Below are 16618 nucleotides of genomic sequence, written 5' to 3'. Positions count from 1 at the left end.
GCAGAACTCCAAGCGTGAATCAACCCAGCAGAGGCAGAGTTCTTTTTTCACTGGCGCTGCGATACGCTGTATCCACAATCCGCTGTCCGATTCGGCTAATCTCCAGGGTCAAAGGTCCAATCAAAGGAGCGCCTGTCTCCAGGGAGTGAATCAAATGCTCGATGGGATTGCGATTCGGAGCCGCGATCACATCTGCGGGCACCTCAAAGCCTTCTGGCCTGGAGCGGGTCTGCACGCGCAGCGATTTCTCATAGTCGTAGCAGGAGATCGTCCCGCCCGTGCCACGCAGGACGAATCCGCACTTCGGCTGCGGCTGATGCGTCCATGGGTCGGTAAAGGTCCCCCACCGAGTCTCCGTTTTACTCAGACCTGACTCATAGCGGATGACGGCCACACTATGCTCGTCCACTTCCAGACCGGCGGGTTGATTCCACGTGCAAGTGACCTCTAGAGGCACCTTCGCTCCTAGATGCCAGGTGCCAAGCGTGGCTCCATAGCCCATGTAGTCCAGCAGTGCCCCGCCCCCTTGGTCTCGACTGTAAAACCAACTGGCTGCTTTAGCCTCAGCGGTAGGCTCATGTTCCACCTTGTCAGCGCCATGATACAGAGGGCCCCGATTCCCACCATGGTGATGAAACTCCAGCACCTCACCGATGACCCCTTCCTGAATCAATCGATGAGCCGTCTGCTGCGCTGCATCCCAGACCAGAGGCCAATTGATGGCCAAAACCTTGCCACTCGGTTTCATGGTCGTTACCATCGCATCTGCCTCGGCTAAAGACGCCGCAAAAGGTTTCTCCATCAAAATGTGTGTGCCGTAAGGGGCGACTCGCTCCACCCACTCCCCATGCTTTGAAGCGGCAGGACAGAGAATCACAATGTCCGGCTGAGTCTTTTCGAGACAGCTATCTGCATCTGTAAATACCTGTTCATCTTTCAAGCCGAAGTTTCTCACGGCCCCCGCCATCCTCTCGAGTCGCTCATCGCAGATACCCACGATCTCCGCGGCAGGGTGCTCGAAGGTCTGCCGGAGCAGGTCCCCCATGTGAAAATGTTCAAAATTAATTCCTGCGATGCGCCAGCGCTTCATGCCTCTATTTCAACAATCTGAGACGCTGCGCAGCAAGATTAATCGCAGGTTTCATTCCCTCAAGCGGTGCAGTTAAGCACATCAATTCACAAGTTATTCACAATGCGTAAAATCAAGCAAACCGCCTCTCTTTCGAGCAGGGTCAGTCGCTGCCTAACCAATAATTCCTCACTTTTTTGAACGTGGAACAGGTATGGAATCATCGGGGAACGTGACGAGGACGTAACAACTAACCCATCGATCATTTTTGAGAAAACATCACCTCAATCCAACACAACACCCTCACAATCAACGACCTGAATACATTCAACGAAAAACAATTAACTTCTCAAAAATGATTTCACCGCTATTCCCCCTGTCTGATGACTCTATTTGTAAACGATTTTTTCGTCCTATTGGCAAATTGCACGACACCCCTTCCCAGCAGTTTAGTTACATTATCATTTGGTAATTTTTTCACATCTTACCCACACAAACTCGCGCGACTTTCTCGCTTCTTCACAATATCCTACAAAGTGAAACGGTGAAAAAACATAAAGCCAGTCCACTATGGACTGGCTTTATCAGATTCGACTAGATATCGACTTAAGCAAAAATTCCCACCAGAGGTTTCCCTTTATCGGCGATGGTGAACGGACGTTTGCTCGGGCTGTAGATCACCTGATCCAACGGCAACCCCAGTGCATAGGCGATGGTGGCATTCATATCCGCGATCTGGACCTTATCCTCCACCACTTCCCGGCCTTCATTATCCGTCTTGCCATAGGTCATACCGCCGGAGATCCCGCCACCCGCCATCATGGCTGAAAACGCTTTCGGATAGTGATCGCGTCCGACGTTCTGATTGATATCCGGGGTGCGGCCAAACTCAGATGTCACCACCACCAGAGTCTCCTCAAGCAATCCGCGAGCATTCAGGTCCTGGAGTAAGGTGCCCAGACCGCGGTCCAGTGTCGCACAAAGCTCCGGTACCCGAACAAAGTTCGCATTGTGGGTGTCCCAACCGCCCAGACTGACCTCGACAAAACGCACCCCGCGTTCCACCAAGCGACGTGCGAGAAGGCATCCCTGGCCAAAGGCTTCTTTGCCATAGGCTTTTCGTAGGTCTTCGGATTCTTCGGTCAGATCAAAGGCTTTGAGGTCTTCCGACTTCATCATCGCCATCGCATCATCATACATGTCGCTGTAGGCTTTGACGTTGCGCTGCGGGAAGGTAGAGCGGAAGTCTTGGTCAAGCTGATCGGCCAAATTCATTCGTTTCATGAACCGATCTTCGGTCAAGCCCGGCTGCATTTTGACATTCTTCAAGCCATTCTCCGGGTTACTCACGTAGAGCGGGCTGTATTGAGCAGGGAAAAAGCCCGCCCCTGGATGGCGGCTGTCATTGCCAATAAATACGAAATTAGGCAGGGTGCTGTTTCCTCCCCCTTGAAACACATTTAACCAAGCGCCCATGGCGGGGTGACGGATGGTGCCACGCATGTCATAGCTCGTGTGCATCATGTAATTGCCCTGCTCGTGAGCCCCTTGCGTGGAGGTGAGGCTATTGATGACACAAGCGTGATGCATCTGCTGGGCTGTCAGAGGCAAGTATTCAGAAATGCGGACCCCGTCGGCACTCGTTTTGATCGGCTTAGTGGGCCCGGCAGTCTCCACCCCTTCCTTGGGATCCCAGGTATCCATGTGACTCTGACCGCCGCTCATGTAGAGGTAGATCACGTTCTTGGCCGTGGCTACCTGCTTCAGTTTGGAAGAGTTTTCAAAGGCGGCGAACGCCTTGTTTTGCAAAGAACTGCCCAATAGCCCCACTCCGAGTAGCGAAGAGGCAGTCTTGGCGGCGAATTCACGGCGGCTAATTTCACCGGATTGGAGGAGTTGTTGGGTGAGTTCTTGGCGCATAACAATGGAGAGCGTTAAGGATTGCCGACGAGGCGTATCACTGAATGAAAATGAACTGCTGAGTGTTCAGGAGGGCGTAGATGAGATCTTGGAGATCCGTCAGGCCTTCATCTTGGGCATTGAGCCAGGTTTCTTTTTCCTTAGCCGTAGGCTTCCGGGAGAGCAGCGTTTTGTAGATGGCCTCGATTTTGTCCTCGGGATACGGGGCCTTACTCACCGTGAGCATGAGCTGGCTGTAGCGGTTCAGAATCTGTGGCATGAGCTGACCATTCATCATGGCCAAGGCCTGGGGGACACTAGCCTCGTGATTGGCGTTCTCGATGGTCTCACGATCACTTTGGCCAAACTCACGCAAATAGTGCCCTCGTGGAGCGGGGCTCTCTAACTCAGCCGCACGCACCCAATTACGCACCTGATCCGCACGAGCACGCAGATAATAACGCTGCTCCTTTTGGGGGATGCCATAGAATTGGGCTTCCTCGTTCCAGACCGCTTCACGGGCTTCTTGATATGCCTTCTCCTCGTCACGCGTGCGCTTCGGTTTGTCATAGCCCGGGATGAAAATCTTATCCTTCACATCCGCCGTGCCCATCGCAGACATCATCATGTCCATGCTCTGGGCAGCTACCAGCTTCTCCTCGCCCTTCCCGGGTTGGAAAACGGTCGGCACGACGCCCGCGCTTTCCGCCAGCTTCATCATGCCTGGCACAATGACGTTTTGATTCACTGAGGTGCGAGTATCACGCTGGAGTTGATTTAACTCCGACCGTAGCGTGCTCATGGTATCTTTATCTTCCTTCGCACGAGCATCGGCGATCTTCGTTTGCAGCTCTTTGACACGGTCAGCCTGAGCTTTGTATTTCTTCCCTGATTTTTCGACTCCCGCCAAAACTTCCTCAGGTGTCAGAGCATCCACCGCGTCGCTGATCTTCTTCGCCGCCAAAACCCGATTTTCAAAGTTCTCCCGCAGTGGCTCATTGGGCATATCCGGATTCGGATTGATGAGAGTCACAAAGGAGTCCCACATCTGCTCAGCGGTCATCCGGCGTAAGAGTGGGCCTGTGAAATGATAAGTGATGCCGGGTGCCACCTCTTCGCGAGTTACCTGACGCTGATACGCACTCGTGTTGTAGAGCACTTTTTGGAAAGCCTTGACGTCATACTTGAGGGCCACCATCAGCTTCTCCAAGTGTGCCTGTAGCTCCGGATTCATCGGCACCGTGCTGTCCATCAATTCATCGAGCGGCTCGATCAATGCCAACCCAAAAGTCCGTTTCCAAAGACGATTCACAATCACTTTGTTAAACCGCTCATTGCTGGGCGAGGTCATCCACCGGGCATAGGCCTCCAGTTGCGTTTCACCAACACGCGCCTCAGCCCCATGACCAAACATCACGCCAGGCTGCACCGTGGCTTTAGGTTTTGCATCACTGTATTGATAGTCATGAGGCAAACGAAGAACTCGGTTGTCCCGGAAGTTCACGTTTGTGTAACGCATGTTATCCCGGATGTCCGTGATCGCCTCCTCCGTGAAGCGATTTTCCTTCCGCACGACCTCGCCTGCCTCGCGCGCTTTTTTATTCATCACCTCCTGCTCTTCGCGCAGCTTCTTCTTGTCTTCGGCGGTCAACTTGCGGCCCTTGTACTTGTCCATATCCACCTTAAACTTATCACGGGCAGCCAGCTCACGCTGCCGCAGCAGGCCACGTGCCTCGGTGAGAGTCTCCCCGTAATAATCGTTGGTCTCTACCGGATAAGTGAAGGCCGCCATCTGATAGAATTGCATCTGCGTCCATTTATCGAAGGGATGGTTGTGGCATTGGGCACATTCCACACGTGTGCCTAAGAACACCCGCGCCGTATTGGCCATGTTATCCAGCGGCATACCCCGGTCTCGCATGTAGTAGCCAATGGCTCCGTTGTCCCAGGCCTTGCCTTGAGCGGCAACCATCTCCCGCACAAATTGATCATACGATTTGTTAGTTCGCAGGCTGTCCTTGATAAACTTCGAGTAGGCGGCCCCCGTGATGGTGCCCGCTTGGTTGCCGTTAGACTGAGCACGCAGGACGTCCGCCCAGTAATTGAACGACTGCTGAACATATCCTTCCGAGTTCAGCAACTCATCGATCAATTTCGCCCGTTTATCGGGTGCTTGAGAGGCCAGAAAAGCATCGGCTTCCCGCGTGGTGGGGATGCGTCCCGCGATATCCAGATAAATACGACGCACGAACGTGTTGTCGTCCACCTCAGGATTTCCTTGGAGATTGTGTGTTTTCCAATCTTTGGCCAAGATAGCGTCAATCTCACGGGCCGCAGAGCGGGTCTCCGTTGCCATTTCGGCCGATGCACCGAAAGTGGAAAGAGCGATCAAGGCAATGGGGAGCAAGCGTCTCATAGTAAAACCAACGACAACCCCGGCCCACTTTTTCACAATCGCTGCTAAATCATTCTAGTTAGGCCATGGATTTTCCTGCCCACTGGATGAGAGCTTCCTCCACATCCTGCCTCTTGTTGCCTGGGCTCAATTCCCAAATGAGCGGAAGACCCTCCGGCACCTTGGGCAGCAATTGGCCAAAGTTCACACCGCCTGTCGAAAGCGGTGCTCGGTGATCTCTCATCGGCCACTTCACATCATGGACATGACAGCCAATCAACCGAGGCGCAATTTGATCGAGATAAAGGCCGTGATCCAGCAAGGCCAGATTGGCCTGCCGTTGCACATGTCCGAAATCATGCCAGGAACCGATCCACGGACAATCCTTGTAATGCTCCAAAAGGATTGCCATCTCTCGCTCAGTGGGTACCTGCTCATAGTGGCTGCGAGTTTCGATTCCCAGCCTCACTTTTTCCTCTTCACACACCGGGAGAACTTGATCCAAGGCAGCCCGCACCTGATCCAAAGCTTTGGCCGAGGCCTTCTCACGCTCCATCACGAACTTTAGCTTCAAATCCGAATACTCACGCGAGTATAATTGACCGGCCATCGCCAGCGCTTCCAGTTTCGCAGTATAACCTCGCACTCGTGCCGTGCCGAGATGAATGACCACACGATCTGTGCCAAAGCGGCGCGCCATACGCACCGTCTTCTGCGTGAGCGCTATGGCTCGCTGGCGCTCCCACGCCTTGGCGGAAGTGAATTCATAGGCGTCCGGTGCATCCATCATGATCTCCACCGGAGGTGGGCAAAAATTATGCAAACTGCTGATCTTGATCTCCCCCGACTCTGCCGCCCCTAACAAATCAGGTAACAACGATATCTTCGTGCCGTGGCTCACTTCGATCCACTCAAACCCCAGCTCAATCACCTCCGCCACCAAGGCACGCCCCTCGGTATGACGGTGACTATTCCAGCAAGTCGAGAGCGCAAGGATGTGGGGGGACGCAGGCACGGTGAAGAGAACACACATCCCATGAAGCTCTCTTTGGCAGAGTCAACCTTCAGAATGCCCTTTGTAGCTCCTGCCTCATGTCCACGTCATGAGGCAGGATGTTCTGGGATGAAGTCCTTATGAATGAAAAGACCTTCTCAAAGTCAGCGATAGACTTTTGCTACATAGTCTCGGCTCCCCAGTGATAATACCGTCAGCACTTCGCCTGAATCGTTAATCGCTGCCCCCATGCCGCCGCCACCGCCCCCAGGACCGACAAATTTGTTGTAGATCGAGAGCGTGAGAATGGTGCGAGGCAAGCCGCCAAAAACGACCGTCTGCCCCGGGCCAGCCCGTACCAGTTGAGTGAGTCCACTGCCAATATCCCTTAACAAGGCGACTTTACCGTTGCTGAGGATACACTGTAAAACGACGGCACCAGCATCGCTCACGGACAGGGCTTGAATCGTTCCGACGTTTAGGCCTCCGGTTCCGGCGGCCAAATCACCTTCACGTGCCATCAGTTCGATCCCTCCTGGCTGAGTCCATCGGCAAAGCACTCCGTCAGTCGTGGTTGTGGCCCCACCGAGGACCCCCTGAAAAACAACCGCTCCTGAGGTCGTGATGTAAAAGCCACCAAAGCTCTTCAACGTCAGGCCACCCGTAATTTCCGTTACCCCCTCTCGAGCGACCAGGCTACTGACACCGTCGATGACGGCCACCATGACTTGGTCATTCGCCGTGGTGATGCTCGTTCCAGTCTTCATCAATCCAAGATAGGCGTGATCCTCACTGCTGCATCGCGACACTCCATTCAGCGAGTTCAACACCCCCCCGCTGACTCCGGGCACGGCATCTCCCTTGCGTACAATCATGGAGATTTCTCCGGGCTTGGCGCTGAACAAAGCTTGATTGCACTTACTGTCTGTTTTCTGAGTGCGGATATCTGGATTGTTTTGCAGAATGGCGACAAAAGCACAACCGTCTCCCCCTGCTGCCAGAACATTTGAGATCTGGCCTAACCATGCGGGAGCGCCAACTGCAACACTGACATTTTCACCTTCTTGGACCAGTTTAGTTAAACCACTGCCAGAGTCATACCAAATGCCAGAGTTCTTCGTGGAGGCTACGCCGCTAAGACCGCATGAGAAATAGACGCGTTCCTGGTGGTCAGCCAAGGGCTTCCCGGTGTGGGTAAGAAACACTCCACTCACCGGCGCAGCATCCCCCTCTCGACTGAGGATCTCCGTCGTAGAACTGTCCTCGGGAGAACTCACATAAAGATAGTCATTGGTGGTGGAGGCCCCCAGAATGCTATCGAGCGCAAGGGACCGTCCTCCATCGGTCAGCAATGTCTGAGGGAAAGTAGCCCTTAAGGATTGCCCTGATGCGACAAGCGTGCCTTCCCGTGCAATCACCTTCATGGAGCCACTCGTGTCTGTCATCAACCATTCATCATTAGCAGCCGTAACATCCCCGATGCCAATTTGGCCAGCAGCTTCAAAAAGAATCCTGCCGTCATTGTTGATTAGACCTGGCATGGGACGATACAATTGGCCTCCTCCAGCGACTCCACTGGCCGCGCCAAATGCTTCATCCGAAGCTACCGGGGCATTGGTTTGAAATGTCTGGATGTCTCCGGCCTCATCTCCCGCCGTATTGGAAGCTATCACACGATAGTAGTAGCTGGCATCGGAAAGCAGACCCGAGAGATCTGCGGATATTGCTTGCCCGGAAAATCCTGCCGTCAGATTCTGCACCGCAGTCGTCGTCACCCCCGAAGCCATTGCGGGATCCCGAGAATACTGAACCTGCACGGTAGTCGCTAAGCCATTAGGATTCACAGTCCCGCTCAATGTAACGCTGTAGGCAGTCACCGCAGACGCCCCACCGGTCACCACGGTCGGCGCCGTTGTCCCTGAGCCCTGGATGCTAAAGTTAAAAGGATTTTCGTCCCCATCATCATTGCTGAAACTGAGAGTCGCCGTGCGCAATCCCGCCGCGCTGGGATTGAATGTCACTTGAAAAGTGGTGCTGTTTCCACTGACGACACTGGAGCCGGGCTGTGTGGTTATGGTAAAGTCCCCTGCATTTGTGCCCCCGACAGAGACAGTTCCCACCGTAAGGCCGTCAGGTCCGGTATTCTCAAGGGTAAACGTCCTCACGACTGAACCCGCGACAACGTCCGCTTGACCGAAGTCTGTGTGGTCATTCTCTGTCGGCGAGCTATCTCCGTCGACAATATCGGTTCCATTTCCGCTAACGGCTATCTCAGGTCCCGTGAGAACTGAGATCTCCAAGTCGTCAAAGCTAACTCCATTGCCGCCGAAGAAGATCCGGGTTTCCGGGTCCGAGAATCCATTGTCAGAGCCATCAAATGCCCCCGTAGTGACATCCGCTTGGAACGCTCCGCCCGCATAATCTTCATCCAACTGAAAAACTGCCATTTGCGTATTCGCATTCCAGATCAAGCGCAATCGATGCGTGCCATTACCAAGATTTGCGACGTTGGTTAATCCATCATCCACCACTCCCGTGCTGTCTCCATCCAACCCGCCTCCATGCGCACGAATGTGAAGGCTCGGTGCAGTCGGTTCATAAGAACCCGACGGGTTAGGATCCCCAGAGCCCATCCCAAAGAACACAATCGATTCTCCGGTATGAATCATAGTCACTTCCGCAACGAAGCTCTCGGCCACCAAATTCCCAACGCCTGCTTTGGTCCGAACATACGTGCGCTCGTTTTCTTCGATGCCATCAAACACCACGGCCCCTCCCGAAAAACTCATGGTCGTTCCACTTTGCTCCAAAGTGGTCGGTAGGGTTCCGGAATCAAAGTTTTCAGAAATCGGCAATGCATACGGATTCTGGAGAATCGTCACCTCATCGAAACTACCCGCGCTTCGGGTGATCATCTCAATGGTATCGAATTCGGGCGCCAATCCTGCGTAAGTCGCATCAGCAGTTGGCGGACTCTCGTAATCAAAAGTGCTCAGATTAGGGTTGACCCACATTTCGGTCTTCGCAGCGGAGTAATCGATCCGGGCGACGACCAGATTTAGCGCAGACAGGTTGGCGCTACTGCTCGCTGTCCCATCGCTCAATGTCACCAGCCCACTGTTTAGGATGGACATTTTGGCGGCGTAAGTGCCGCCGTTTCCACCAAAGGCTCCCGTTGGCGAACCGCTTTTCCTCAGACGAAACTGAGGCGTGCCACCGCCACTGCCCGTCTCGAGCTGAGCCAAAAACCTCACATAGACCACCCCACTATTCATCAACGGCACCTGGCGTGTGCATTGGCTAATATTATTACCTCCGCTCGTCCAGGCGGCCCTCCCTCCGGAAGTGCTTAGTCCAGTGTAGCCGAAACCGCTCGTATTGACGACGAGGGAAGATCCAGAGCCATAGCTCCAAGTCCAGTTGTTGGTCCACCCACTTCCGCCGCTCGCTCCATTGAGCGTCCCTGCGGAGTAATTGAAGCTATCGGTCGCAACGGTGGTAAAAGACGACTGCGCGCTGGCGGTGAGAAACCCACCCAAGACCATAAGCCCTGTTACTAACCATCGTAACAGACGAGGTAGGCAGCGTGTATTTCGATAGACCTCACGTGTTGTCAGGTGAGAAAGGAACTCCAATGCGGGAAGATGGATTGTCGATTTCACGACACAATCTAAAATCGAAATAAGTCAATTTGCCATAATTTTCATATTTTTAAACATAAGCTTACAGACTCTCCAGACTTTTATTCAGTATTTTGAAGTGACGTCTATTTATTCAATCAAATAAATCCGCATTAAAATTTATCTTTTATTTCTAGTGTTTTATTTTAATCAGAAACAACACTTCAACGCATACTGGATGGACCAATCAATATTCGCTTCTTCCTTTTCGAGTATAGCCAGTTTACTCATCCCACTGACTCTCGGTAAGGTCCTCTGGGACTGTTGCCGCACCCAGGTCAACGTCCGCGCCAGATCGACACCCGACTTAGCTGCAAAGGTCGCCCAATAAGCTTCCGTCAGACAGGGAATCTCTAAGGGATGACGCGTGATCATCTCCAGATGCAGCCGGATGTCCGGTTGCCCTTTCACCAACCCGGCGATCATCCTCGCCAAATCGAGACTCCCCTGGCCGAGCGGAACCTCGGTCATTTCAAAACCGTCTTCACAAAGATTTACGGCCATATCCTTCAAATGCGCGGTCACAGCATAAGGGGCGAGAGCCTGGACGACCTTCAGAGGTTCTTCCAATAGAGCGAGACTGTTGCCAAAATCCACGCAAGCCCCCATCGCCTCACTGGAGACTGTCGTCAAAGCTTCGAGCAGTTCCTCCACCTCCCAGTCCTTATGATTCTCAATGCCGATCTTCATCTGCAGGCGTTGGGTGAGAGGCTCCGCACGCTGCATGGCTTGTAGTGCTCTGTCCTTCCACCCGAGATAGTCCTCTCTCAGGCGAAACTGCTCATAGCGACGTCCTCCTAAGGCTGAACGCAGGATCCTGATCCCCGCTTCTTTGGCGGTGCGCATCTCCCGCTCAAAGCGGCCTAGATCGGCATCGACCATCGGCAGACGCACGCTCCCCTCCACCTCCATGCCGTAGGATTCGCAGGTCTGACGCACCCGCCGGGCCAGATCCTGTGTCCAGCTATCGATCGGCACCTGCACGCTTCCCACACCCAGCCCCCGCACATGATCCATAAGATCCAGCACGTTCCCGAAAGGAGGCACCTTGAAGCTCGAATACTTACCCAACCAGCGCTGCGTGTAAGACGCCGTCGTCAGTCCCAAACGTGCCCTGCCTAAAGCCGCCGAACCCGACCATGAAGCCGCTGTGCTTAACAGCGAAGCGAGAAAGCTACGGCGGTCCATAAGCCACCGTTTATTGCAAGCTCCATGCCGTCAACCCCACAAACGTTGTTTACACCACGTTGTATGTTAACAGGCCGGACCATTGTCCCCAGCTTTCCCAAGTTCGGAGCCTTGCCTTTAGGCGGAATCAACGGCTCTTCGCCTCAAGCTCACATGCACGACTCCTCCCTTCCGGCTGAAGCCGGGGCTCCAAGCCTGCCTGTTACAGCCATCCTTCTTGATCGAACAGCCTACTCCAACTCTGGCGGCACATTGCCATACGTCCACGGTGCGCCGAAGACAGGTGCCTTGGGAAACTCAGGCGCAGGTGCTGGCGTCATCTCCTTGCTGAGAGCAATCCCCGTCTCCGCCATTTGGCGACCCGCCGTGATCTCCAGATTGCTGTAGGAGGTCAATCGGGTTTCATAACCGCCCCCGTGCGGACCAAAGGCCTCCTCGGTGGGCACATAACCCACGATGCCATTGGCCAGTTCCACCGGAAAGGTAAAGGGAAACGGACTGCCCTTTTTAATATCCAAACCGAACTGCACGAAATACTCCGCCGGATTGCTCACAAAAGCCGCCGGGCCCACCTGAATGACCTGCACTTCGCAATCCACCTTCGGCGTCACTTGGCAGAGGTGATCCAGCATGAGGATTTCTTTGGCAAAGATCCAGCCGGAGGTATCGCCCTTGGGCTTGCCAGCCTCGACGATTTCCAGGCATTTCTTCACCCGCTCAGGCGCAGGCTTACGGCGTGAGATGGCGAGGACTTTTTGGCGATGATCCAGCGGTGCTTCCGTGCCACGGGGACTGGAGAGTAGCACCTTCACCGCCTCCGCACCGACACGACCACCCACGAGTTGCGCCCATTGTTCGGCACCTGGACGGCGGTATTGGCTGAGGTTATCCACCTGCGTCACATCCCCACAGGCCCCCTGCATGAAGACCACGGGCGCACGCGATCCCATCGCGCCCTGAATGGTCTTTTCCAGATAGTAAATCCAGTTAGCCGAGATGCCGCCGGGGTTGGTCGTAGCATGGCAGGAGTAATTCACCATCACACCGAGCAGCTCCCCCTGCATGTCCCAGGCACCGATCACCCCCACCTGCGGATCAATCGGCCCCGCATACTCGATGATGTCTTTATTGCCCGCTCCGGGGTGACTCCAGCTCTGGCCGTTCTTCATGCGCAGACGGCGATTGAAGGCCACCTTATCCTCATGGCCGAAACCCACGCTGATCTGCGCAGGCACCCGCCCCAGCGTGGCCGCCCGCACCCCCGCCACGATCTCATTCGTGACCCGCAGCAGGAAACCCGCATCCGCACATGAGGACTCCTCATAGGCCAGCTTTTTCACCAGATCCGAAGCCGTATCATACTCCCCCGGCAAGACCATGCCCACCGGCCCGGAGGAATGCGAATGAGACGCGCCGATCATCACACACTCGCCGGGGATGCCCAGTTCCTTCTCGATCTGCGCCCGCGCATCCAGCACCACCTGACGCGGCACCACCAGCGTATCCAGACCGATCAAAGCCACCTTCTGCTTACCATCGTCAAAGACCGCCACGCGCACCTTGCAGGCATCGTGAAACTTCAGGTGATAGGCCTTGCCATAGCCCCCCGGCTGCTCCATGCCGATGCCCGGGGTGATGTCTCGCTCCGCAAAACCAGCCTTGATGGAGGAAGTCGGGGCAGCAGTCTGAGCCCACAGGCTGACTGCATAGAAGCTCAGAGCGAGGAGGAGTTTTTTCATGCACGAGAGTCTACTGCGCCACAGGCCCGCCTTTACACCGCTTCCTCACCACATTTTGACTTTTCATGATGTCTGATGGCGATATGGGTTCAGCCATGCCCAGCCTCGTTCATGAAAACAAACTCCGCGCCGCCGGTCATGTCCGGATCGCTGGCATCGATGAAGCAGGGCGCGGCCCCCTGGCGGGTCCAGTCTCCGTCGCAGCGGTCGTGCTGCCTCAGCGCTTCCGACACAAGGTCCTTGATGACTCCAAAAAGCTCACCCACGCCACCCGCGAGCTCTTGTATGAGGAGTTGACCAACGACTCCCGTATCCACTGGCATTGCGAGCTCATCGGCGTCGCCGAGATCGACCGGCTCAATATCCTCCAGGCCACTTGGCTGGGCATGCGTCGCTGCGCCCTCGCCCTCACTCCCAATCCATGCGCCGTGCTGATCGACGGCAAGCCCGTCCGCGACTTCCCCCTGCCCCAAGTCGCTTTGGTCAAAGGCGACAGCCTCAGCTACTCCATCGCCGCCGCCAGCATCATTGCCAAAGTCACCCGCGATCGCCTCATGACCCAGTTGGCCGAAACCTACCCCGGTTACGGATTCGAGGTCCACAAAGGCTACCCCACCCCCGCCCACCAAGCCGCCCTCAAACGCCTCGGCCCCTGCCCCGAGCACCGCCGCAGCTTCGCCCCCGTGGCCCAGATGGAGCTGAGTCTTTGGGGGTAAGGGTCACTGCGCACTCCACAGAAGTGTTTCGAATCAACTCAAGGCATGCGCGATAAACGGTCCATTCAGAGAGAAATCGAAGCGCTAGGTCTTCCGCCGATTGTATCGCAGATATTCCAGGGCACTACATCACGTCCAGAGCTCTCCTATCGATGCGAAAATCCACACAAATCATTGGCCGATGGATCGGGATTTCCGAAACACTTTCTTCCCCTGTGGGAGTGCGGGACCTCTGTTACAGCCTTCGATCTTGCCGACCGAATGTTCTGCAAGATTGATCTCGAATCTCCCGGCGCCCCCCACTTCCGAGTCAAGGGCTTCGACGGTGTAGTCGCAGATGTCTTGATCGACCTCTGGGAAGATGAAGTTGGAGATGATGTCCTCTCAGATCTTGCTGCTCAATTTGGCTTCTCCCGATTGCCGAGCCTTTTATCAGCACTTGAGAGGGGTTCCACGAGCGACTACGAGACATGGCGCGATGCCCTGAGAACAAACAGCAGCGAACAAGGCGGCACTGGGCCTTGAAAGGTAAGCGTTAAGACGCGCTCTCGCCATTGGGCTCATCTCCCTTGTCTCGACTCGCCCAATCGCCCGACCGGAGCGCGAGTATGCTGAGCGTAGCGAACGCGACGAGCCACTTATCCCGCCTCCGATCCCGCGCGGCCAAGGCCCCTGCGACATCCACGACCACCCAGCCTTTCTCGGTTTTCTCATTCCCAGGAAAGTTAGGCGAGTAGGCTCCGCCATACTCGCGCTCCAGTCCCTCGGCCTGCCGCGCCCTTCGACAGAGGCATAGCTCTTCACTCCGGGACATCATCGGGAATAGGGTTGCACATCCACGCGATTCACTGCTAAAAACGATACTCATGGAGCATCAAAGTCTCCTGAACACGTTCGACCAAGAATCGAAGTCCCACCCCCATGCCTGAAGAACCCTCCCCATGGACTGACGTTGCAGGCAAGGCCTTTGATGATGCCAAGCGGCTATTCAAGGACGGCCACTATTCTGAGGCGTTGGAGCGCCACGAGTGGTTTCACGAACACGCTTTGGAGTTCAAGTCGAGTTATTACGGCGTTCGGCTTTCTTATGCCTTGAGACATTGGAAGGAGCTTGCCGATGTTTACCCACCTGCGATGGACTCGTTGATCTCGATCCGAGACCGAGACACTCAGCGATTGCTCGATGGCAACGGCTCACCTCAGCTCCTCCACGATGTTGATTCCATGAACGACGCCCTTGAGCAGACTGACGCCACACTCGCCTTGTTCCGTAGGCTGGAAACAGCACATCCGGAGCTAGCTCGACAGTCCTTCGCCTATATCGATCGTCTTTGCTTACGCTCTGATCCTGCTCTGTTCCGCCGTCATTGCAGCGATCCGGTGAGCTTCTACCGTCAACAGAGAGAGAGCTATTTCAGATCGACGATCTTTCTACGAGAGCGAGGATGCTCAGACAACAGTGAACAGGATGAGGCCAGACTCGAACTACGGGAGCTAGCCGCACAGATCATCAAGGCATTCTCAGAAGACTCAGATATTGCATCGAAAGTATCTCGACTCGAGTCCACCACAGACGATGAACTTACCAGACGCCTCGAATAAAGACCTATCCAGAAACAAGATCGAACAAAACGCTTAGCCCTACGTTCACACTAACCATCCAATTCTATGGGACTCGATTCAGTTGAAATCGTGATGAGCTGGGAGGCGGCTCTCGGTGTCACCATCACCGATGCCGAGGCGACGGTGATCCGCACGCCGCGCATGGCCATCGACCTCCTCGCGGCCAAGCTCGGTGCGATTGACGATGCCCGTAGTGCTTGTCTCACCCATCGTGCATTCAATCGCGTGCGCCACGGGTTGGTTTCTGGAGCAGGAGTCCACCGCGCCGCCATCTCTCCCGAGGCCAAGATTCGCGATCTTCTCCCGCGTCCTCAACGCCGAGCCCGTTGGCAAGCCGTGCAAGCCGCCTCAGGCTTACCCACACTGCCGCGGCTCGACTGGGGCTTTGGCTTCCTCTTCGCGCCAACGACAGTCGCCGATCTCGCTCGCTCCGTGGTGAGCACCTCTCCTCAAGCCCTGAAATCCCCGCACGAACCGTGGACCCGTCACGAGATTCGCACCGTCGTCCGAACGGTGGTCACCGAGGTTTGCGGTGCCAAGGACTTCTCCGACGATGACGACTTCGTCCATGACATTGGTCTTGATTGAACCGGCGCGTCCTTGACAGCAAACAAGTGGCTAATCCGCACCATTCAGCGCTCGACAGGACAAAACACGCTGTTTGAATCCGCGTATCAGGGCCAGAGCACACGCATTGAGCGTGTAAGAATCGCTTTCCATCATGAAGGAGGGCCGTATCCTTATCAATTCACTTGCTGATGTTTGAAGCTGCAGACAACCACATGCACGCCAAGAGGTTTCAGGATGCGCTCGCCGCATATCAGACCTTATGGACGCAATTGCAGGAAGAGCTTGGCGAAGCACAACAAGTTTGGCTGCTTCTTTCCATCGCGAATGCGGCTGTTCGCAGCGGCGATTATGAAGAAGCCTTGAGAGCGCTTGAGGCATTGCCCGAGCACTACGCAGACTCAGGGATCGTCGTTGGCAATCCGCTCTTTCACTTATTGGTAGGCTTGAGCCTTCACGGCCTAAACGAAAATCCCGGAGGGCAAATCGATAACTTTGCTCGGGCACTTATTTGTGGCGGGCCGGAGATTTTCTCCGGTGAGGATTCATCTCATTTGACACGAACGAAAGAGATCCTTCGCCCCCCTGCCGAGCTAGGAACATGGACAGGATATCAAGGATGTTGCAGAGATCTATTGAATCAATCGACGGGATATCTCCGCGATCTTTTAACAAAGAAGTTTGGATCGCCACCACCGTATGCTGAACCACATTAATCACGCAAGATGCTGGTCAGGATCATAACAAA

13 protein-coding genes are annotated in these 16618 nt (G+C 55.0%); 5 read left to right on the top strand and 8 right to left on the bottom strand.

All coding sequences use genetic code 11. The features are described from left to right. Positions 1-19: 19 nt before the first annotated feature. From B5D61_RS19095 to B5D61_RS19065, 7 genes are all read right to left on the bottom strand, one after another. Positions 20-1090 carry a Gfo/Idh/MocA family protein gene (locus B5D61_RS19095; RefSeq protein ID WP_078815026.1) on the bottom strand — a complete coding sequence of 357 codons (1071 nt, stop codon included), beginning with the start codon at positions 1088-1090 and terminating at the stop codon, positions 20-22. Positions 1091-1675: 585 nt separating this feature from the next. After that, positions 1676-2989, bottom strand: a complete 1314-nt coding sequence (locus tag B5D61_RS19090) for a DUF1501 domain-containing protein (protein ID WP_078815025.1) — start codon at positions 2987-2989, stop codon at positions 1676-1678. Between the two features lie 37 nt (positions 2990-3026). Next, a complete protein-coding gene (locus tag B5D61_RS19085; protein WP_078815024.1) occupies positions 3027-5384 on the bottom strand; it encodes a DUF1549 domain-containing protein in 2358 nt (785 codons plus the stop codon). Between the two features lie 58 nt (positions 5385-5442). Further along, positions 5443-6378 carry a sugar phosphate isomerase/epimerase family protein gene (locus B5D61_RS19080; protein WP_176159532.1) on the bottom strand — a complete coding sequence of 312 codons (936 nt, stop codon included), beginning with the start codon at positions 6376-6378 and terminating at the stop codon, positions 5443-5445. A gap of 143 nt (positions 6379-6521) precedes the next feature. After that, positions 6522-10019, bottom strand: coding sequence for a DUF7453 family protein (locus B5D61_RS19075; protein ID WP_139373369.1), 3498 nt, complete (start codon positions 10017-10019; stop codon positions 6522-6524). Between the two features lie 168 nt (positions 10020-10187). Continuing rightward, positions 10188-11225: a sugar phosphate isomerase/epimerase family protein gene (locus tag B5D61_RS19070; RefSeq protein WP_078815021.1), complete on the bottom strand. Its 1038-nt coding sequence runs from the start codon at positions 11223-11225 to the stop codon at positions 10188-10190. Positions 11226-11455: 230 nt separating this feature from the next. Beyond that, positions 11456-12964, bottom strand: a complete 1509-nt coding sequence (locus B5D61_RS19065; RefSeq protein WP_078815020.1) for a hypothetical protein — start codon at positions 12962-12964, stop codon at positions 11456-11458. A gap of 95 nt (positions 12965-13059) precedes the next feature. Between B5D61_RS19065 and B5D61_RS19060 the strand changes: the two genes are divergently transcribed. Next, positions 13060-13680 carry a ribonuclease HII gene (locus B5D61_RS19060; RefSeq protein WP_078815100.1) on the top strand — a complete coding sequence of 207 codons (621 nt, stop codon included), beginning with the start codon at positions 13060-13062 and terminating at the stop codon, positions 13678-13680. A 45-nt stretch (positions 13681-13725) separates the two neighbouring features. Then, a complete protein-coding gene (locus tag B5D61_RS19055) occupies positions 13726-14205 on the top strand; it encodes a hypothetical protein (RefSeq protein WP_078815019.1) in 480 nt (159 codons plus the stop codon). A gap of 10 nt (positions 14206-14215) precedes the next feature. On the opposite strand, the gene B5D61_RS19050 is transcribed toward B5D61_RS19055, so the two are convergent. Further along, complete coding sequence (locus B5D61_RS19050) at positions 14216-14497, bottom strand: hypothetical protein (protein ID WP_078815018.1); 282 nt, start codon at positions 14495-14497, stop codon at positions 14216-14218. 104 nt (positions 14498-14601) lie between these two features. Here B5D61_RS19050 and B5D61_RS19045 point away from each other — a divergent pair, with 104 nt between their 5' ends. From B5D61_RS19045 to B5D61_RS19035, 3 genes are all read left to right on the top strand, one after another. Further along, on the top strand, positions 14602-15282 hold the full coding sequence (locus B5D61_RS19045; protein ID WP_078815017.1) for a hypothetical protein: 681 nt from the start codon (positions 14602-14604) through the stop codon (positions 15280-15282). 66 nt (positions 15283-15348) lie between these two features. Next, complete coding sequence (locus B5D61_RS19040; RefSeq protein ID WP_078815016.1) at positions 15349-15891, top strand: acyl carrier protein; 543 nt, start codon at positions 15349-15351, stop codon at positions 15889-15891. A 170-nt stretch (positions 15892-16061) separates the two neighbouring features. Then, a complete protein-coding gene (locus B5D61_RS19035; RefSeq protein WP_078815015.1) occupies positions 16062-16586 on the top strand; it encodes a tetratricopeptide repeat protein in 525 nt (174 codons plus the stop codon). Positions 16587-16618: the final 32 nt, after the last annotated feature.

Source organism: Prosthecobacter debontii (assembly GCF_900167535.1).
Lineage (GTDB): Bacteria > Verrucomicrobiota > Verrucomicrobiia > Verrucomicrobiales > Verrucomicrobiaceae > Prosthecobacter > Prosthecobacter debontii.
Note: the sequence above shows the minus strand (reverse complement) of the source record. Positions and strands in the feature narration are given on the sequence as shown.